This is a genomic window from Pseudomonas sp. MWU12-2319, assembly GCF_023242525.1.
In the GTDB taxonomy this organism is placed as follows: domain Bacteria; phylum Pseudomonadota; class Gammaproteobacteria; order Pseudomonadales; family Pseudomonadaceae; genus Aquipseudomonas; species Aquipseudomonas gingeri_D.
Map to the genome: position 1 here is coordinate 1 of NZ_JALJES010000034.1, position 20095 is coordinate 20095.

15 protein-coding genes and 4 tRNA genes are annotated in these 20095 nt (G+C 57.0%); all 19 read left to right on the forward strand.

Going from position 1 to position 20095, the window contains the following annotated elements; translation table 11 throughout:
- The first annotated feature begins 205 nt into the window (after positions 1-205).
- The 19 genes from birA (at position 206) to tuf (M5C01_RS32220) (ending at position 19992) form a co-directional block, all read left to right on the forward strand.
- A complete protein-coding gene (birA, locus tag M5C01_RS32130) occupies positions 206-1165 on the forward strand; it encodes a bifunctional biotin--[acetyl-CoA-carboxylase] ligase/biotin operon repressor BirA (RefSeq protein WP_152742395.1) in 960 nt (319 codons plus the stop codon).
- 101 nt (positions 1166-1266) lie between these two features.
- Positions 1267-1713 carry a hypothetical protein gene (locus M5C01_RS32135; protein ID WP_103495379.1) on the forward strand — a complete coding sequence of 149 codons (447 nt, stop codon included), beginning with the start codon at positions 1267-1269 and terminating at the stop codon, positions 1711-1713.
- Positions 1714-1855: 142 nt separating this feature from the next.
- Positions 1856-1940, forward strand: a tRNA-Tyr gene (locus M5C01_RS32140).
- A 25-nt stretch (positions 1941-1965) separates the two neighbouring features.
- Positions 1966-2039 (forward strand) — tRNA-Gly (locus M5C01_RS32145).
- Between the two features lie 26 nt (positions 2040-2065).
- Positions 2066-2141 (forward strand) — tRNA-Thr (locus tag M5C01_RS32150).
- Between the two features lie 85 nt (positions 2142-2226).
- Positions 2227-3420 (forward strand): elongation factor Tu, encoded by a 1194-nt coding sequence (gene tuf, locus M5C01_RS32155; protein ID WP_100944345.1) that lies wholly within the window; start codon positions 2227-2229, stop codon positions 3418-3420.
- A gap of 54 nt (positions 3421-3474) precedes the next feature.
- Positions 3475-3550, forward strand: a tRNA-Trp gene (locus tag M5C01_RS32160).
- A 45-nt stretch (positions 3551-3595) separates the two neighbouring features.
- Positions 3596-3964: a preprotein translocase subunit SecE gene (secE, locus tag M5C01_RS32165; protein WP_100944346.1), complete on the forward strand. Its 369-nt coding sequence runs from the start codon at positions 3596-3598 to the stop codon at positions 3962-3964.
- A 9-nt stretch (positions 3965-3973) separates the two neighbouring features.
- Entirely contained in the window at positions 3974-4507 is a 534-nt protein-coding gene (gene nusG / locus M5C01_RS32170) for a transcription termination/antitermination protein NusG (RefSeq protein WP_003186097.1), read from the forward strand.
- Positions 4508-4624: 117 nt separating this feature from the next.
- On the forward strand, positions 4625-5056 hold the full coding sequence (rplK, locus tag M5C01_RS32175; protein WP_003176435.1) for a 50S ribosomal protein L11: 432 nt from the start codon (positions 4625-4627) through the stop codon (positions 5054-5056).
- Positions 5056-5751 carry a 50S ribosomal protein L1 gene (gene rplA / locus M5C01_RS32180; protein WP_103495380.1) on the forward strand — a complete coding sequence of 232 codons (696 nt, stop codon included), beginning with the start codon at positions 5056-5058 and terminating at the stop codon, positions 5749-5751. The genes rplK and rplA overlap by 1 nt, the downstream gene beginning before the upstream one ends.
- 199 nt (positions 5752-5950) lie before the next feature.
- Positions 5951-6451, forward strand: a complete 501-nt coding sequence (gene rplJ, locus M5C01_RS32185; protein WP_100944348.1) for a 50S ribosomal protein L10 — start codon at positions 5951-5953, stop codon at positions 6449-6451.
- Positions 6452-6529: 78 nt separating this feature from the next.
- Entirely contained in the window at positions 6530-6895 is a 366-nt protein-coding gene (gene rplL, locus M5C01_RS32190; RefSeq protein WP_100944349.1) for a 50S ribosomal protein L7/L12, read from the forward strand.
- A gap of 221 nt (positions 6896-7116) precedes the next feature.
- Positions 7117-11190 carry a DNA-directed RNA polymerase subunit beta gene (rpoB, locus tag M5C01_RS32195; protein ID WP_100944350.1) on the forward strand — a complete coding sequence of 1358 codons (4074 nt, stop codon included), beginning with the start codon at positions 7117-7119 and terminating at the stop codon, positions 11188-11190.
- A 64-nt stretch (positions 11191-11254) separates the two neighbouring features.
- Complete coding sequence (rpoC, locus tag M5C01_RS32200) at positions 11255-15454, forward strand: DNA-directed RNA polymerase subunit beta' (protein ID WP_152742394.1); 4200 nt, start codon at positions 11255-11257, stop codon at positions 15452-15454.
- A 218-nt stretch (positions 15455-15672) separates the two neighbouring features.
- The gene (rpsL, locus tag M5C01_RS32205; RefSeq protein WP_003186084.1) at positions 15673-16044 is read left to right on the forward strand and encodes a 30S ribosomal protein S12; all 372 of its coding nucleotides are present in this window, start codon (positions 15673-15675) and stop codon (positions 16042-16044) included.
- Between the two features lie 120 nt (positions 16045-16164).
- Positions 16165-16635 (forward strand): 30S ribosomal protein S7, encoded by a 471-nt coding sequence (gene rpsG, locus M5C01_RS32210; protein WP_103495381.1) that lies wholly within the window; start codon positions 16165-16167, stop codon positions 16633-16635.
- 30 nt (positions 16636-16665) lie between these two features.
- A complete protein-coding gene (fusA, locus tag M5C01_RS32215) occupies positions 16666-18768 on the forward strand; it encodes an elongation factor G (protein WP_152742393.1) in 2103 nt (700 codons plus the stop codon).
- Between the two features lie 30 nt (positions 18769-18798).
- Positions 18799-19992, forward strand: a complete 1194-nt coding sequence (gene tuf, locus M5C01_RS32220; RefSeq protein WP_178130057.1) for an elongation factor Tu — start codon at positions 18799-18801, stop codon at positions 19990-19992.
- Positions 19993-20095: the final 103 nt, after the last annotated feature.

Here is a 20095-nt window from a genome sequence, read left to right on the forward strand (position 1 = left end):
AAGGGCCTCTTCGCGGCGGTGCGGCGATCCGACAAGCCCGGCTCCTACAGGACGGCGTCGTACACAAAATTCGCATACGACATCACACTGTAGGGGCCGGGCTTGCCCGCGAAGAGGCCGGCCCAGGCGCTGCAAGGCTCAAGAGTCATATGCAAGCTCTCGGCGCATGGCTATCATGCCTGCCTCATTGTGAGTCGAGACCTGCATGTTGACGTTGTTGAAGCTCCTCAAAGATGGTCGATTCCACTCCGGGCAAGCGCTGGGGGCAGCCTTGGGCGTCAGCCGCAGCGCCGTCTGGAAACAGCTCCAGCAATTGGAGGCGGAGTTCGGGCTGGTTATCCATAAAGTCCGTGGCCGGGGTTACCAACTCGCCAGCCCGCTGGTGTTGCTGAGCGAGCTGGAGATAGCCGCCGCAAAACCCTCGGCCTCCTGGCCGGTGCATGTCTACGACACCATTGACTCAACCAATGCCGAGGCGCTGCGACTGGTGGAGAAAGGTTCCGTTGCGCCATTCATTGTGGTGGCCGAACGGCAAACCGCAGGACGAGGGCGCCGGGGCCGGCATTGGGTCAGTCCGTTCGCGGAAAATATCTATTACAGCCTGTTGCTCAGGATCGAAGGCGGCATGCGTCAGCTGGAGGGCTTGAGCCTGGTGGTCGGCCTGGCGGTTCTAAGCGCATTGCGTGAGCTGGGGATCGCCCGGGCGGGGCTGAAGTGGCCCAATGACGTCCTGGTGGACAACAAGAAGATCGCCGGCATTCTGCTGGAGCTGGTCGGCGACCCGGCGGACGTCTGTCACGTCGTGCTGGGGGTCGGGATCAACGTCAATATGCAGGTTGCCGAACAGGTGGATCAGCTGTGGACATCGGCACGGTTGGAAACGGGCCGTTCGATCGATCGCAACGAGCTGATCGCGAGCCTGGGGGAAAAGCTGCGCTTTTACCTGGAGTGGCACCAGTCCTCTGGTTTCGCGGCTATCCAGGCTGAGTGGGAGCAGAATCATCTCTGGCAGGGGCGCAAGGTTGCCCTGGTCGCGGGAGTGAACCGGGTCGAAGGGATCGTGCTGGGCATCGATCAGCAGGGTGCGCTCCGTCTGCAGGTGGATGGCGTGGAAAAGGTCTTCAGTGGTGGCGAACTCAGCCTGCGCTTGCGCGATGATGCTTGAGTTCGAGGCGGCTAGCGGTTTTAACAAGGGCAGGGCGCATCGGGTGCCCGTCCTGGTATTGGTTGGCTTGGCGGTGGCGTGTCCGCTCGATTGAGGTTCCTATGCGTTGGTTGTTTCTGTTGTTGCTGGTGCTCAATGGTGTCTATTACGTCTGGCACCAGCAAGAAGCGCCCTTGAGGGCCAAGGAAGTCGCTCCTCTTTCGCTGTACCGCAGCGCTCACCAGGATATCCAGTTGTTGAGCGAATCCGATGGCGCCGGCGGGCGTCGTGCGGTCTCTGCGGCGCCGGAGCGCGAAGGCGATTGTGTCTATCTGGGTGCCGTGGCTCGCCAGGATCTGGCGCAGTCCATTGTGCAGCGTCTCCAGGGCAGCAATATCAAGGCGCGGGCAGAGCAGGTGAATGTGCCCGATTCAGCGGGGTACTGGGTACGGATCGCACCTGAAAGCCAGCATTTGCTGGACGATGCCCTGCTGCAGAACCTTGCTAAAGAATTCAATGAGTTAAAACATAAAATAATGCCGTGCGAAGGCATTGCAACTGTCGAATAGTTTGAATAGAATGGCGCCCGCTTCGCAGTGAACACCTCTTGAGGGACTGGCTACGAAGCGGGTCAACGCAGCTAACCTCATAATTTAAATGAGAAAAATGCTTGACAGAAGGTCGACATGATGTAGAATGTCGGCTCGCTTAGGAGGGGTTCCCGAGCGGCCAAAGGGATCAGACTGTAAATCTGACGTCTACGACTTCGAAGGTTCGAATCCTTCCCCCTCCACCATATTTAAGCGTGAGCCGCAAGCTCCGCGGGTATAGTTTAGTGGTAGAACCTCAGCCTTCCAAGCTGATGATGCGGGTTCGATTCCCGCTACCCGCTCCAAGTTTGCTGTTTGTGCACCGTGTTTCGCTCTTGTAGCTCAGTTGGTAGAGCACACCCTTGGTAAGGGTGAGGTCAGCGGTTCAAATCCGCTCAAGAGCTCCATAACAACAAGGCAGATATGCAAATATCTGCCTTTGTTTTAATGGCTGATGTAGCTTGCTTAATTCTTCTCCTGAGGGTGATTTCGATGGCTAAGGAAAAGTTCGAACGTAATAAGCCGCACGTCAACGTGGGGACCATTGGTCACGTCGACCATGGTAAAACTACGCTCACTGCTGCCTTGACTCGCGTTTGCTCCGAAGTGTTCGGTTCGGCCAAGGTCGACTTCGACAAGATCGATAGCGCCCCAGAAGAAAAAGCTCGTGGCATCACCATCAACACCGCTCACGTTGAATACGATTCGGCCGTGCGTCACTACGCACACGTTGACTGCCCAGGTCACGCCGACTACGTAAAAAACATGATCACCGGTGCTGCGCAGATGGATGGCGCGATCCTGGTTTGCTCGGCCGCTGATGGTCCGATGCCGCAAACCCGTGAGCACATCCTGTTGTCCCGTCAGGTGGGTGTTCCCTACATTGTGGTCTTCCTGAACAAGGCTGACCTGGTGGATGATGCCGAGCTGCTGGAGCTGGTTGAGATGGAGGTGCGCGATCTGCTGAGCACTTACGATTTCCCAGGTGACGACACGCCGATCATCATTGGTTCCGCGCGCATGGCGCTGGAAGGCAATGATGAAAATGGCATGGGTACTTCGGCTGTCAAGAAGCTGGTTGAGACTCTGGATAGCTACATTCCCGAGCCTGAGCGCGCAATCGACAAGCCGTTCCTGATGCCAATCGAAGACGTGTTCTCGATCTCCGGTCGCGGTACCGTTGTGACGGGTCGTATCGAGCGCGGTATCGTTCGTGTTCAAGATCCGCTGGAAATCGTAGGCTTGCGTGACACGGCTGTCACCACCTGCACTGGCGTTGAAATGTTTCGTAAACTGCTCGACGAAGGTCGTGCAGGTGAAAACTGCGGCGTTCTGCTGCGCGGCACCAAGCGTGACGATGTCGAGCGTGGCCAGGTACTGGTCAAGCCGGGTTCGGTCAAGCCGCACACCAAGTTCACTGCAGAAGTTTACGTTCTGAGCAAGGAAGAAGGCGGTCGTCATACGCCGTTCTTCAAGGGCTACCGTCCGCAGTTCTACTTCCGTACGACTGATGTGACTGGTAACTGCGAGCTGCCGGAAGGCGTCGAAATGGTAATGCCAGGTGACAACATTCAGATGACTGTCACTCTGATCAAGACCATTGCGATGGAAGATGGCTTGCGTTTCGCTATCCGTGAGGGCGGTCGTACCGTCGGCGCGGGTGTGGTGGCGAAAGTAATCGAATAAGTAGTTGAAATGCCTCTCTCAGGTCGACATAATGGTCGGCCTGATTCAAGTTTTAGGTCAGTAGCTCAATTGGCAGAGCGACGGTCTCCAAAACCGTAGGTTGGGGGTTCGATTCCCTCCTGACCTGCCAGATTCACTCGGTGTGTCTGGCTTTCTTTTCACAGGATTCTCTTAGATGACCTCCAACGCTGAAGCCCAAGGCTCTCGCTTCGATCTTCTCAAGTGGCTCGTCGTAGTCGCTTTGGTGGTGATTGGTGTTGTTGGCAACCAGTACTATCATGGTTCGCCGATCCTGTACCGCGTACTGGCTCTGCTTGTCATCGCTGCTGTAGCTGCCTTTGTAGGCCTGCAGACCGCGAAAGGCAAGTCGTTCTTCGTGCTGGCAAAGGAAGCTCGTACCGAGATTCGTAAAGTCGTATGGCCGACTCGCCAAGAAACCACGCAGACCACGTTGATCGTGGTGGCTGTTGTTCTGGTAATGGCGTTGCTGTTGTGGGGGCTTGATTCCCTGCTCGGCTGGCTTGTTTCCTCGATTGTAGGCTAAGGGTGTCCCGTGGCTAAGCGTTGGTACGTTGTGCATGCTTACTCGGGTTACGAGAAGCATGTGATGCGCTCGTTGGTCGAGCGCGTAAAGCTGGCAGGCATGGAAGATGGCTTCGGCGAAATTCTGGTCCCTACTGAAGAAGTAGTGGAAATGCGTAACGGCCAGAAGCGCAAGAGTGAGCGTAAGTTCTTCCCTGGCTATGTGCTGGTGCAGATGGACATGAACGAGGGGACTTGGCACTTGGTCAAGGACACGCCTCGGGTGATGGGTTTCATCGGCGGTACCGCCGACAAGCCTGCACCGATCACCGACAAAGAGGCAGAAGCGATTCTGCGTCGCGTCGCTGATGGCAGCGACAAGCCGAAGCCGAAGACACTGTTCGAGCCGGGCGAAGTCGTACGTGTTACCGATGGTCCGTTCGCCGATTTCAACGGCACCGTCGAAGAGGTCAACTACGAAAAGAGCCGCATCCAGGTGGCCGTGCTCATTTTCGGACGCTCTACTCCGGTAGAGTTGGAGTTTAGCCAGGTCGAAAAGGTCTAGCTGAACAAGCATCCCAACCCCACAGTCCAAGGCTGTGGGGTTTTGTCGTCACTGGGATAAACGCGCAAGTAACCGGGGAGCCTTTCGAGGCGCTAGAACCCGTAATTGGAGTGCCTCATGGCCAAGAAGATTACCGCTTACATCAAGCTGCAAGTGAAGGCCGCCCAGGCCAACCCTAGCCCACCCGTCGGTCCAGCTCTGGGTCAGCACGGCGTGAACATCATGGAATTCTGCAAAGCCTTCAACGCCCGTACCCAGGGTCTTGAGCCAGGTCTGCCGACGCCTGTGATCATCACTGTTTATAGTGACCGCAGCTTCACTTTCGAAACCAAGTCCACCCCGGCTTCGGTTCTGCTGAAAAAGGCCGCCGGCCTGACCAGCGGTTCCGCTCGTCCGAACACCGTTAAGGTTGGCACCGTGACCCGTGCTCAGCTGGAAGAAATCGCGAAAACCAAAAACGCGGATCTGACTGCAGCTGATATGGATGCAGCCGTGCGTACCATCGCCGGTTCTGCTCGTAGCATGGGCCTTAACGTGGAGGGTGTGTAATGGCTAAGCTGACCAAGCGCCAAAAGGCTATCGCCGGCAAAATCGAAGCAGGCAAGGCCTACAACTTTGTAGAAGCCGCTGCTCTGCTGTCCGAGCTGTCGACTGTCAAGTTCAGCGAGTCGTTTGACGTTGCTGTAAACCTGGGCGTTGACCCACGTAAATCCGACCAGGTCGTACGTAGCGCTACTGTGCTGCCACACGGCACTGGCAAGACCGTTCGCGTTGCTGTGTTCACCCAGGGTCCGGCTGCTGAAGCTGCTCTGGCTGCCGGCGCCGATCGCGTTGGTATGGACGACCTGGCTGCCGAAATGAAAGGCGGCGACCTGAACTATGACGTCGTTATTGCTTCCCCGGACGCAATGCGTGTTGTAGGTCAACTGGGTCAGATCCTCGGTCCACGTGGCCTGATGCCTAACCCTAAAGTCGGTACCGTAACTCCAGACGTCGCCACCGCGGTGAAAAACGCCAAGGCCGGTCAGGTTCGTTATCGCACCGACAAGAACGGTATTATCCACACCTCCGTTGGCAAGATCGGCTTCGACGCCGTCAAGCTGAAGGAAAACGTTGAAGCCCTGATCGCTGACCTGAAGCGTATCAAGCCAGCTTCCTCGAAAGGTATCTACGTCAAGCGCGTTACCCTGAGCACCACCATGGGTCCAGGCCTGGTCATCGACCAGAGCTCGCTGGAAGCGTAAGACGCGCATTGGCGCAAGCGATTGCGCCAATCGAAAAAATTGGGGTCCCTGCCTGGCGGGGGCTATCCAAGACCGTAGGCGGCGCAAGCCTTAAACCTCAAGCCTACGCAGATGGTGCTCCCGGTTCCTTACCGAATCAGACACCAAAACGACATCCGGCTTCGGCCAGATGAAACGGTAACAAGCAGGAGTTAAACCCGTGGCAATTAAACTCGAAGACAAGAAGGCCATCGTCGCTGAAGTCAACGAGGCTGCCAAAGTCGCTCTGTCCGCTGTCGTGGCTGATGCCCGTGGCGTAACAGTAAGCGCGATGACCGGACTCCGTAAAGAGGCCCGCGAAGCTGGCGTGTACGTACGTGTCGTACGTAACACCCTGCTCAAGCGCGCTGTTGAAGGCACCGAGTACTCGGTCCTCAACGACGTGTTCAAAGGCCCGACCCTGATTGCTTTCTCCAAGGAACACCCGGGCGCTGCTGCTCGTCTGTTCAAAGAGTTTGCAAAGGGTCAGGACAAGTTCGAGATCAAGGCAGCTGCGTTCGAGGGCAAGTTCCTCGCAGCCAATCAGATCGACGTACTGGCAACCTTGCCGACCCGTGACGAAGCAATCTCCCAGCTGATGAGCGTGATTCAAGGCGCTACCAGCAAGTTGGCTCGTACTCTGGCGGCTATTCGCGACCAGAAAGAAGCTGTCGCAGCCTAAGGCTGAGCACTTCTTTTCGCGTATTTTTGTTTATTTCGATGGTCGCGTAGGCCGTCCCCCAATTCAGGAAATACAGTAATGTCTATCTCCCAAGAAGATATCCTCAACGCCGTAGCTGAAATGTCGGTTCTGCAGGTTGTTGAGCTGATCAAAGCTTTCGAAGAAAAATTCGGTGTGACCGCTGCTGCTGCTTCGGCAGGTCCTGCTGCTGCTGCCGCTGTTGTTGAAGAGCAAACCGAATTCAACGTCATGCTGCTGGAAGCTGGCGAGAAGAAAGTTAACGTGATCAAGGCAGTACGTGAACTGACCGGTCTGGGCCTGAAAGAAGCCAAGGCTGTAGTTGACGGCGCTCCTGCCCTGGTTCTGGAAGCTGTTGCCAAAGACGCAGCTGACAAAGCCAAAGCAGCACTGGAAGAAGCAGGCGCTAAAGTCGAGCTGAAGTAAGCTCTGACCTTGCGTCTCCAGCCCGAGCGTTAAGCGACAGGCTGATGGCTGGTGGCTCTTGCCACCGGCCTTTTTCCGTTACTGGCGGCCGACTCGGTCGGTGCCTTTGACGTGCTTCAACCACCCGATGCGGTGGCGCAAACCATGGGGTTTGCACGATTTTCTGGCTGCTCCCGTCGGGGAGGGGCCAAACAAGCAGGTGACCAAGCTGGGGAACGCTGATGGCTTACTCATATACTGAGAAAAAACGTATCCGCAAGGACTTTAGCAAGTTGCCGGACGTCATGGATGTGCCGTACCTCCTGGCCATCCAGCTGGATTCGTATCGTGAATTCTTGCAGGCGGGAGCGACTAAAGATCAGTTCCGCGACGTGGGCCTGCATGCGGCCTTCAAATCCGTTTTCCCGATCATCAGCTACTCCGGCAATGCTGCGCTGGAGTACGTCGGTTATCGCCTGGGCGAACCGGCATTTGATGTCAAAGAATGCGTATTGCGCGGTGTGACTTACGCCGTACCTTTGCGGGTAAAAGTGCGCCTGATCATTTTCGACAAAGAATCGTCGAACAAAGCGATCAAGGACATCAAAGAGCAAGAAGTCTACATGGGTGAAATCCCCCTGATGACCGAGAACGGTACCTTCGTTATCAACGGTACCGAGCGCGTGATCGTTTCCCAGCTGCACCGTTCCCCGGGCGTGTTCTTCGACCACGACCGCGGCAAGACGCACAGCTCCGGCAAACTGCTGTACTCCGCGCGGATCATTCCTTACCGCGGTTCGTGGTTGGACTTCGAGTTCGACCCGAAAGACTGCGTCTTCGTGCGTATCGACCGTCGTCGCAAGCTGCCGGCTTCCGTGCTGCTGCGCGCACTGGGCTACGCCACCGAAGAAGTGCTGGACGCGTTCTACACCACCAACGTTTTCCATGTGAAGGGCGAAACCCTGAGCCTGGAACTGGTGCCTCAGCGTCTGCGCGGTGAAATCGCCGTCCTCGATATCCTCGATGACAAAGGCAAGGTGATTGTCGAGCAGGGTCGTCGTATTACCGCTCGCCACATCAACCAGCTGGAAAAAGCCGGGATCAAAGAGCTGGATGTGCCGCTGGACTACGTCCTGGGCCGCACCACCGCCAAGGTCATCGTGCACCCGGCTACCGGCGAAATCCTGGCCGAATGCAACACCGAGCTGAACACCGAGATCCTGGCGAAAATCGCCAAGGCCCAGGTCGTTCGCATCGAGACGCTGTACACCAACGACATCGACTGCGGTCCGTTCATCTCCGACACGCTGAAGATCGACTCCACCAGCAACCAACTGGAAGCGCTGGTCGAGATCTATCGCATGATGCGTCCTGGTGAGCCACCGACCAAGGATGCCGCCGAGACCCTGTTCAACAACCTGTTCTTCAGCCCTGAGCGCTATGACCTGTCTGCGGTCGGCCGGATGAAGTTCAACCGTCGTATCGGTCGTACCGAGATCGAAGGTTCGGGCGTACTGAACAAGGACGATATCGTCGCGGTCCTCAAGACCCTGGTCGACATCCGTAACGGCAAAGGCATCGTCGACGACATCGACCACCTGGGTAACCGTCGTGTTCGCTGCGTAGGCGAAATGGCCGAGAACCAGTTCCGTGTTGGCCTGGTACGCGTTGAGCGTGCGGTCAAGGAACGTCTGTCGATGGCTGAAAGCGAAGGCCTGATGCCGCAAGACCTGATCAACGCCAAGCCAGTGGCTGCGGCGGTGAAAGAGTTCTTCGGTTCCAGCCAGCTGTCGCAGTTCATGGACCAGAACAACCCGCTGTCCGAGATCACCCACAAGCGTCGTGTCTCCGCACTCGGCCCTGGTGGTCTGACCCGCGAACGCGCCGGCTTCGAAGTCCGTGACGTACACCCGACGCACTACGGTCGTGTTTGCCCGATCGAAACGCCGGAAGGTCCGAACATCGGTCTGATCAACTCCCTGGCCGCTTATGCGCGCACCAACCAGTACGGCTTCCTGGAAAGCCCGTACCGTGTGGTGAAAGACGCCTTGGTCACCGACGAGATCGTGTTCCTGTCCGCCATTGAAGAGGCCGATCACGTGATCGCCCAGGCTTCGGCGACCATGAACGAGCAGAAAGTGCTGATCGACGAGCTGGTAGCCGTACGTCACCTGAACGAGTTCACCGTCAAGGCGCCGGAAGACGTCACCCTGATGGACGTTTCGCCGAAGCAGGTTGTGTCGGTTGCAGCGTCGCTGATCCCGTTCCTCGAGCACGACGACGCCAACCGTGCGTTGATGGGTTCCAACATGCAGCGTCAGGCTGTACCGACCCTGCGTGCCGACAAGCCGCTGGTAGGTACCGGCATGGAGCGCAACGTTGCCCGTGACTCCGGCGTTTGCGTCGTGGCTCGTCGTGGTGGCGTGATCGACTCCGTCGATGCCAGCCGTATCGTGGTTCGTGTTGCCGATGACGAAGTTGAAACCGGCGAAGCCGGTGTCGACATCTACAACCTGACCAAGTACACCCGCTCGAACCAGAACACCTGCATCAACCAGCGTCCGCTGGTGCGTAAAGGTGATCGTGTTCAGCGTAGCGACATCATGGCCGACGGCCCGTCCACCGACATGGGTGAACTGGCTCTGGGTCAGAACATGCGCATCGCCTTCATGGCATGGAACGGCTTCAACTTCGAAGACTCCATCTGCCTGTCGGAACGCGTTGTTCAGGAAGACCGTTTCACCACGATCCACATCCAGGAACTGACCTGTGTGGCGCGTGACACCAAGCTTGGGCCAGAGGAAATCACTGCGGACATCCCGAACGTGGGTGAAGCCGCACTGAACAAGCTGGACGAAGCCGGTATCGTCTACGTCGGTGCCGAAGTCGGCCCGGGCGACATCCTGGTCGGCAAGGTCACTCCGAAAGGCGAGACCCAACTGACTCCGGAAGAAAAACTGCTGCGTGCGATCTTCGGTGAGAAGGCCAGCGACGTCAAAGACACCTCCCTGCGTGTACCAACCGGTACCAAGGGTACCGTCATCGACGTGCAGGTCTTCACCCGTGATGGCGTCGAGCGCGATACCCGTGCCCTGTCCATCGAGAAGAGCCAGCTCGACGAGATCCGCAAGGACCTCAACGAAGAGTTCCGTATCGTTGAAGGCGCGACCTTCGAACGTCTGCGTTCCGCGCTGGTTGGCCACAAGGCCGAAGGCGGCGCTGGCCTGAAGAAAGGTCAGGAAATCACCGACGAAGTGCTTGACGGTCTGGAGCATGGGCAGTGGTTCAAACTGCGCATGGCTGAAGATGCGTTGAACGAGCAGCTCGAGAAGGCCCAGGCCTACATCGTTGATCGCCGCCGTCTGCTGGACGACAAGTTCGAAGACAAGAAGCGCAAGCTGCAGCAAGGCGATGACCTGGCTCCGGGCGTACTGAAGATCGTCAAGGTCTACCTGGCAATCCGTCGTCGCATCCAGCCGGGCGACAAGATGGCCGGTCGTCACGGTAACAAGGGTGTGGTCTCCGTGATCATGCCGGTTGAAGACATGCCGCACGATGCCCATGGCACCCCGGTCGACGTCGTCCTCAACCCGCTGGGCGTACCTTCGCGTATGAACGTTGGTCAGATCCTCGAAACCCACCTGGGCCTGGCGGCCAAAGGTCTGGGCGAGAAGATCAACCGCATGATCGAGGAGCAACGCAAGGTCGCTGACCTGCGCAAGTTCCTGCACGAGATCTACAACGAGATCGGCGGTCGTAACGAGGACCTGGACAGCTTCACCGACCAGGAAATCCTCGACTTGGCGCACAACCTCAAGGCTGGTGTGCCAATGGCCACCCCAGTGTTCGACGGTGCCAAGGAAGTTGAAATCAAGGCCATGCTGAAACTGGCAGACCTGCCGGAAAGCGGCCAGATGCAACTGTTCGATGGTCGTACCGGCAACAAGTTCGAACGTCCGGTTACCGTTGGCTACATGTACATGCTGAAGCTGAACCACTTGGTAGACGACAAGATGCACGCTCGTTCTACCGGTTCGTACAGCCTGGTTACCCAGCAGCCGCTGGGTGGTAAGGCGCAGTTCGGTGGTCAGCGTTTCGGGGAGATGGAGGTCTGGGCACTGGAAGCATACGGTGCTGCATACACTCTGCAAGAAATGCTCACAGTGAAGTCGGACGATGTGAACGGTCGGACCAAGATGTACAAAAACATCGTGGACGGCGATCACCGTATGGAGCCGGGCATGCCCGAGTCCTTCAACGTGTTGATCAAGGAAATTCGTTCCCTCGGCATCGATATCGATCTGGAAACCGAATAACACGTGACGCGAATCGAGAGCGGGGCTGTATGGCCCGCTCTCTGCTCCGCCAGGAGGAAAGGCCTTGAAAGACCTACTGAATTTGCTGAAAAACCAGGGTCAAGTCGAAGAGTTCGACGCCATCCGTATTGGATTGGCCTCGCCTGAGATGATCCGTTCGTGGTCGTTCGGTGAAGTTAAAAAGCCGGAAACCATCAACTACCGTACGTTCAAACCTGAGCGTGACGGCCTGTTCTGCGCCAAGATCTTTGGCCCGGTCAAGGATTACGAGTGCCTGTGCGGTAAGTACAAGCGCTTGAAGCACCGTGGTGTGATCTGCGAGAAGTGCGGCGTTGAAGTCGCACTGGCCAAGGTTCGTCGTGAGCGCATGGCGCACATCGAACTGGCTTCGCCGGTTGCCCACATCTGGTTCCTGAAGTCCCTGCCGTCGCGTATCGGCTTGCTGATGGACATGACCCTGCGTGATATCGAACGCGTTCTCTACTTCGAGAGCTACGTCGTTATCGACCCGGGCATGACCACCCTTGAAAAAGGCCAGCTGCTGAACGACGAGCAATACTTCGAAGCCCTCGAAGAGTTCGGTGATGACTTCGACGCCCGCATGGGTGCTGAGGCCGTCCGCGAGCTGCTGCACGCGATCGACCTGGAACACGAGATTGGCCGTCTGCGCGAAGAAATTCCGCAAACCAACTCCGAAACCAAGATCAAGAAGCTGTCCAAGCGCCTGAAGTTGATGGAAGCCTTCCAGGGTTCCGGCAACCTGCCAGAGTGGATGGTGCTGACCGTTCTGCCGGTTCTGCCGCCAGACCTGCGTCCACTGGTTCCGCTCGATGGCGGTCGCTTCGCGACTTCCGACCTCAACGATCTGTATCGTCGAGTGATCAACCGTAACAACCGTTTGAAGCGCCTGCTGGACCTGTCCGCGCCTGACATCATCGTGCGCAACGAAAAGCGCATGCTGCAGGAAGCTGTGGATGCCCTGCTGGACAACGGTCGTCGCGGTCGCGCCATTACCGGTTCGAACAAGCGTCCTCTGAAATCCCTGGCTGACATGATCAAGGGTAAGCAAGGTCGTTTCCGTCAGAACTTGCTCGGTAAGCGTGTTGACTACTCGGGTCGTTCGGTAATTACCGTGGGTCCGACCCTGCGTCTGCACCAGTGCGGTCTGCCGAAGAAGATGGCCCTCGAGCTGTTCAAGCCGTTCATTTTCGGCAAGCTGGAAATGCGTGGTCTCGCGACCACCATCAAAGCCGCCAAGAAAATGGTCGAGCGCGAACTGCCAGAGGTTTGGGACGTTCTCGCTGAAGTGATTCGCGAACACCCGGTCCTCCTCAACCGTGCACCGACCCTTCACCGTCTGGGTATCCAGGCGTTTGAACCGGTACTGATCGAAGGTAAGGCTATCCAGCTGCACCCGCTGGTCTGTGCTGCGTACAACGCCGACTTCGACGGCGACCAGATGGCCGTGCACGTACCGCTGACGCTGGAAGCCCAGCTCGAAGCGCGTGCGTTGATGATGTCGACCAACAACATCCTGTCGCCTGCCAACGGTGAGCCAATCATCGTTCCGTCGCAGGACGTTGTATTGGGTCTGTACTACATGACCCGTGAAGCGATCAACGCCAAGGGCGAAGGTCGTATCTTCGCCGACCTGCAGGAAGTCGACCGCGTATTCCGCGCCGGCGAAGCAGCCCTGCACGCCAAGATCAAGGTTCGTATCAACGAAACCGTCAATGATCGTGATGGTGGCAGCGTCAAGAACACCCGTATCGTCGACACCACTGTCGGCCGTGCGCTGTTGTTCCAGGTGGTTCCGGCCGGCCTGTCGTTCGACGTCGTCAACCTGCCGATGAAGAAGAAGGCGATCTCCAAGCTGATCAACCAGTGCTACCGCGTGGTTGGTTTGAAAGAGACCGTGATCTTCGCTGACCAGTTGATGTACACCGGTTTTGCCTATTCGACCATTTCCGGCGTTTCCATCGGTGTTAACGACTTCGTTATCCCGGATGAAAAAGCCCGCATCATCGGTGCTGCCACCGACGAAGTGAAAGAGATCGAAAGTCAGTACGCCTCCGGCCTGGTTACCCAGGGCGAGAAGTACAACAAAGTGATCGACTTGTGGTCCAAGGCGAACGACGAAGTGTCCAAGGCGATGATGGCCAACCTCTCGAAAGAGAAGGTCATCGACCGTCATGGCGACGAAGTCGACCAGGAATCCTTCAACTCGATGTACATGATGGCCGACTCGGGTGCGCGGGGTTCCGCAGCCCAGATCCGTCAGCTGGCCGGTATGCGTGGTCTGATGGCCAAGCCGGACGGCTCGATCATCGAGACGCCGATCACCGCGAACTTCCGTGAAGGCCTGAGCGTGCTCCAGTACTTCATCTCCACTCACGGTGCTCGTAAGGGTCTCGCGGATACCGCGTTGAAAACCGCGAACTCCGGTTACCTGACCCGTCGTCTGGTAGATGTGGCGCAGGATCTGGTGGTGACCGAAGTCGACTGTGGCACTGAGCAAGGCTTGCTCATGACGCCGCACATCGAAGGCGGTGACGTGGTAGAGCCGTTGGGTGAGCGCGTTCTGGGTCGAGTGATCGCCCGTGACGTCTTCAAGCCTGGCACCGAGGAAGTGATCGTTCCTGCCGGCACCCTGGTCGACGAGAAGTGGGTTGAATTCATCGAGCTGAACAGCATCGACGAAGTTATCGTGCGCTCGCCAATCAGTTGCGAAACCCGTTATGGCATCTGCGCCAAGTGCTACGGCCGTGACTTGGCTCGTGGTCACCAGGTGAACATCGGTGAAGCGGTCGGCGTTATCGCTGCCCAGTCCATCGGTGAGCCGGGTACCCAGCTGACCATGCGTACGTTCCACATCGGTGGTGCGGCAAGCCGGACCTCCGCAGCCGACAGCGTTCAGGTGAAGAATGGCGGTACCGTCCGTCTGCACAACCTGAAGCACGTTGAGCGAGTGGATGGCCACCTGGTTGCAGTGTCCCGTTCCGGTGAGCTGGCGATTGCCGACGACTACGGTCGTGAGCGCGAGCGCTACAAGCTGCCGTACGGTGCGGTGATTTCGGTTAAAGAGGGTGACAAGGTCGACGCTGGCGCAATCGTGGCCAAGTGGGATCCGCACACTCACCCGATCGTTACCGAAATGAAAGGTACCGTGACCTACGTGGGCATGGAAGAAGGCATCACGATCAAGCGTCAGACTGACGAATTGACCGGTATGACCAACATTGAAGTCCTCGATGCCAAAGACCGTCCAGCAGCCGGCAAGGACATTCGTCCTGCGGTGAAGATGGTCGACGACAACGGCAAGGATCTGTTGCTGCCAGGCACTGACGTAATCGCTCAGTACTTCCTGCCAGCCAACGCCCTGGTCGGTGTGGCGGACGGTGCGAAAATCGCGATCGGTGACGTTATCGCGCGGATTCCGCAAGAAACTTCGAAAACTCGCGACATCACCGGTGGTCTGCCGCGTGTTGCCGACTTGTTCGAAGCCCGTCGTCCGAAAGAGGCCTCGATTCTGGCTGAAGTCAGCGGCACCATCGCGTTCGGTAAAGAGACCAAGGGCAAGCGCCGTCTGGTCATTACCCCGAACGACGGTAGCGATCCGTACGAGGAGCTGATTCCGAAGTGGCGTCACCTGAACGTCTTCGAAGGCGAACAAGTGAACCGCGGCGAAGTTATCTCCGACGGTCCAAGCGATCCACACGACATCCTGCGTCTGCTGGGTGTGAGTGCGCTGGCCAAGTACATCGTCAACGAGATCCAGGACGTTTACCGTCTGCAAGGCGTGAAGATCAACGACAAGCACATCGAGACCATCCTGCGTCAGATGCTGCGTAAAGTTGAAATCGCTGAATCCGGCGATTCCACCTTCATCAAGGGCGACCAGATGGAGCTGACTCACGTTCTGGTAGAGAACGAGCGTCTGGCAGGCGACGACAAGTTCGTTTCCAAGTTCACGCGCGTTCTGCTGGGTATCACCAAGGCGTCGTTGTCGACCGAATCGTTCATCTCGGCGGCCTCTTTCCAAGAGACCACCCGCGTACTGACCGAAGCGGCCGTTACCGGCAAGCGCGATTACCTGCGCGGCCTGAAAGAAAACGTGGTTGTGGGTCGTCTGATCCCGGCCGGTACCGGTCTGGCCTATCACAGCGAGCGCAAGCGTCGTCGTGAACTGGACAAACCGTTGCGCGTAAGCGCCAGTGAAGTGGAAGCTGCACTGACCGAAGCGCTGAACTCTAGCGGTAACTGAGTTCTGCGGTAGTGAGATCAAGGCCCTGATAGCCTCCGCCAACGCCATCGCGACATTTTTTGTTGCGATGGTCGGTGTGAGGAGATCGGGGCCTTGTCTTGACTGGGGACAAGATCCTCTTTAGACTCTTGTACCCCTAAATTTGGCGGGAACTCGTTCCTGCCATTTTGCTTTTCTTGCAAGACAATAGCGTCGCAAGACAACAGTGGAGCTAGTAGATGGCAACTATCAACCAGCTGGTACGTCAGCCGCGTAAGCGTATCGTCGAGAAATCCGACGTACCTGCGCTGCAGAACTGCCCGCAACGTCGTGGCGTGTGCACCCGTGTGTACACCACCACGCCGAAAAAACCTAACTCGGCACTGCGTAAAGTATGCCGTGTGCGCCTGACCAACGGTTTCGAGGTTTCCTCGTACATCGGCGGTGAAGGCCACAACCTGCAAGAGCACAGCGTGGTCCTGATCCGTGGCGGTCGTGTAAAAGACTTGCCAGGTGTTCGTTACCACACCGTTCGCGGCTCCCTGGATACCTCCGGCGTCAAAGGTCGTAACCAAGGTCGTTCGAAATACGGTACCAAGCGTCCGAAGTAATCGGTCGTTTGCTGCAGTATCTGATTTTTATTTTTTTGAGTCGATAAGAGTAAGGTCGGGCGTACATCCACTGGGTGTCATGTTCCCGGGCTAACCTGAAGACCGTTTGAGGGCTTATCAATGCCAAGACGTCGTGTAGCAGCCAAGCGTGAGATTCTGGACGATCCGAAATACGGTAGCCAGATTCTCGCCAAATTCATGAACCACGTGATGGAAAGCGGCAAGAAAGCCGTGGCCGAACGTATCGTTTATGGTGCTCTGGAAAAAGTTAAAGAGCGCAAAAACGCTGACCCCCTGGAACTCTTCGAGAAAGCACTCGACGCCATCGCTCCGCTGGTCGAAGTGAAGTCGCGCCGTGTAGGCGGTGCTACTTACCAGGTTCCGGTCGAAGTTCGTCCGTCCCGTCGTAACGCTCTGGCAATGCGCTGGTTGGTAGACTTCGCCCGCAAGCGCGGCGAGAAGTCCATGGCTCTGCGTTTGGCTGGCGAACTGTTGGATGCCGCTGAAGGTAAAGGTGCTGCAGTTAAGAAGCGTGAAGACGTGCATCGTATGGCTGAAGCCAACAAGGCTTTCTCGCACTACCGCTTCTAATTTTAGCGTCACTCAATTTGCGAGGGCTTTATGGCTCGTACAACCGATATTAAACGCTACCGTAACATTGGTATCGTTGCTCACGTGGACGCGGGTAAAACCACGACCACCGAGCGCGTCCTGTTTTACACGGGCGTAAACCACAAAATGGGCGAGGTGCACGACGGCGCCGCGACCATGGACTGGATGGTGCAGGAGCAGGAGCGGGGTATTACCATTACCTCCGCTGCGACCACCGCATTCTGGGAAGGTTCTGCCAAGCAGTTTCCCAAGCACCGCTTCAACATCATCGATACCCCCGGCCACGTTGACTTCACCATTGAAGTAGAGCGTTCGCTGCGCGTACTCGACGGTGCGGTCGTTGTGTTCTGCGGTACTTCCGGTGTCGAGCCTCAGTCTGAAACCGTATGGCGTCAAGCCAACAAGTACGGTGTTCCACGTCTCGTTTACGTGAACAAGATGGACCGTGCCGGTGCGAACTTCCTGCGTGTTGTTGCGCAGATCAAGCAGCGCCTGGGTCACACTCCAGTGCCTATCCAGTTGGCTATCGGTTCCGAAGACAACTTCCAGGGTCAGATCGATCTGATGTCCATGGAAGCCGTCTACTGGGACGACGCTGACAAAGGTATGGCTGCTCGTCGCGAAGCTATCCCTGCTGAACTGCAGGAGCTGGCCGAAGAGTGGCGCAGCAACATGGTCGAGGCAGCTGCCGAAGCCAACGAAGAGCTGATGAACAAATACCTCGAGGGTGAAGAGCTCACCATCGAGGAAATCAAGGGCGCTCTGCGTCAGCGGACCATCGCTGGCGAAATCGTTCTGGCTGTTTGCGGTTCTTCCTTCAAGAACAAGGGCGTTCCCCTGGTTCTCGACGCTGTTATCGACTACCTGCCTGCACCTGTCGACATTCCTGCCATCAAGGGTTCCGATCCGGATGACGAGACTATCGCCATGGAGCGTCATGCAGACGACAGCGAACCGTTCTCCGCTCTGGCGTTCAAAATCGCCACTGACCCATTCGTGGGTACCCTGACCTTCGCTCGCGTTTACTCGGGCGTGTTGAGCTCCGGCGACGGCGTGATCAACTCGGTCAAGGGCAAGAAAGAGCGCGTGGGTCGTATGGTGCAGATGCATGCCAACACCCGTGAAGAGATCAAGGAAGTACGCGCTGGCGACATCGCGGCCCTGATCGGCATGAAGGACGTCACCACCGGTGACACCCTGTGCTCTGCCGACAAGCCAATCATCCTGGTTCGCATGGACTTCCCGGAGCCGGTTATTTCGGTTGCCGTTGAGCCAAAGACCAAGGATGACCAGGAAAAAATGGGTATCGCTCTGGGCAAACTTGCTCAGGAAGACCCGTCTTTCCGCGTCAAAACTGATGAAGAGACTGGTCAAACGATCATCTCCGGCATGGGCGAGTTGCACCTGGACATCCTGGTTGACCGGATGCGCCGTGAGTTCAACGTCGAAGCCAACATCGGTAAGCCTCAGGTTTCCTATCGTGAGAAGATCACGAAGAATTGCGAAATCGAAGGCAAGTTCGTTCGCCAGTCCGGCGGTCGTGGCCAGTTCGGTCACTGCTGGATTCGTTTTGCGCCGGCTGACGAAGGTCAGGAAGGTCTGCAATTCGTGAACGAAGTAGTGGGTGGTGTGGTTCCTAAGGAATACATCCCGGCTATCCAGAAGGGTATCGAAGAGCAGATGAAGAACGGCGTTGTTGCCGGTTATCCGCTGATCGGCCTGAAGGCTACTGTGTTTGACGGTTCTTACCACGACGTCGACTCCAACGAGATGGCGTTCAAGGTGGCTGCTTCCATGGCGACCAAGCAACTCGCGTCCAAGGGCGGCGGTGTTGTACTTGAGCCGATCATGAAGGTAGAAGTTGTAACACCTGAGGACTACATGGGTGACGTGATGGGTGACCTGAACCGTCGTCGTGGTCTGATCCAGGGTATGGAAGATACGGTTTCCGGCAAGGTGATCCGCGCCGAGGTTCCGTTGGGCGAAATGTTCGGTTATGCGACCGATGTTCGTTCCATGTCCCAGGGTCGCGCGAGCTACTCTATGGAATTCTCCAAATACTCCGAAGCTCCGTCGAACATCGTCGAAGCTCTCGTTAAAAAACAAGGCTGATTCAGCCCTTTAGGCTAGGAGTTAATTGTCGTGGCTAAAGAAAAATTTGATCGTTCCCTCCCGCACGTCAACGTTGGCACCATCGGTCACGTCGACCACGGTAAAACCACGCTGACCGCTGCTCTGACTCGCGTTTGCTCCGAGGTTTTCGGTTCCGCAGTCGTTGAATTCGATAAAATCGACAGCGCGCCGGAAGAAAAGGCTCGTGGTATCACCATCAACACCGCGCACGTCGAGTACAACTCTTCGACTCGTCACTACGCGCACGTTGACTGCCCGGGTCACGCTGACTATGTGAAGAACATGATCACCGGTGCTGCCCAGATGGACGGCGCGATCCTGGTTTGCTCGGCCGCCGATGGTCCGATGCCACAAACCCGTGAGCACATCCTGCTGTCCCGTCAGGTAGGCGTTCCGTACATCGTGGTTTTCCTGAACAAGGCTGACCTGGTAGACGACGCAGAGCTGCTGGAACTGGTTGAGATGGAAGTGCGCGACCTGCTGAGCACTTACGACTTCCCAGGTGATGACACTCCAATCATCATCGGTTCGGCTCGTATGGCGCTGGAAGGCAAAGACGATAACGAAATGGGTACTTCGGCTGTCAAGAAGCTGGTTGAAACCCTGGACAGCTACATTCCAGAGCCAGTTCGTCTGACCGACAAGCCATTCCTGATGCCAATCGAAGACGTATTCTCGATCTCGGGTCGCGGTACTGTTGTGACTGGTCGTATCGAGCGCGGTATCGTTCGCGTTCAAGACCCACTGGAAATCGTTGGTCTGCGTGACACCACCGTCACCACCTGCACCGGTGTTGAAATGTTCCGTAAACTGCTCGACGAAGGTCGTGCGGGCGAGAACTGCGGCGTTCTGCTGCGTGGTACCAAGCGTGACGACGTTGAGCGTGGCCAGGTTCTGGTCAAGCCAGGTTCGGTCAAGCCGCACACCAAGTTCACCGCAGAAGTTTACGTTCTGAGCAAGGAAGAAGGCGGCCGTCATACTCCGTTCTTCAAAGGCTACCGTCCACAGTTCTACTTCCGTACTACTGACGTGACCGGTAACTGCGAGCTGCCAGAAGGCGTTGAAATGGTAATGCCAGGTGACAACATCCAGATGACTGTCACTCTGATCAAAACCATCGCGATGGAAGACGGTCTGCGTTTCGCTATCCGTGAAGGCGGTCGTACCGTCGGCGCTGGCGTCGTAGCCAAAATCATCGAGTAAGCTTTCTCATTGAGATAGCTTCGATGCTTTGAAAAAGCCCCCGCCTTGCGGGGGCTTTTTTATTAGGTTGACACCTATCTGGGGCGTCTATAGAATTGCGCCT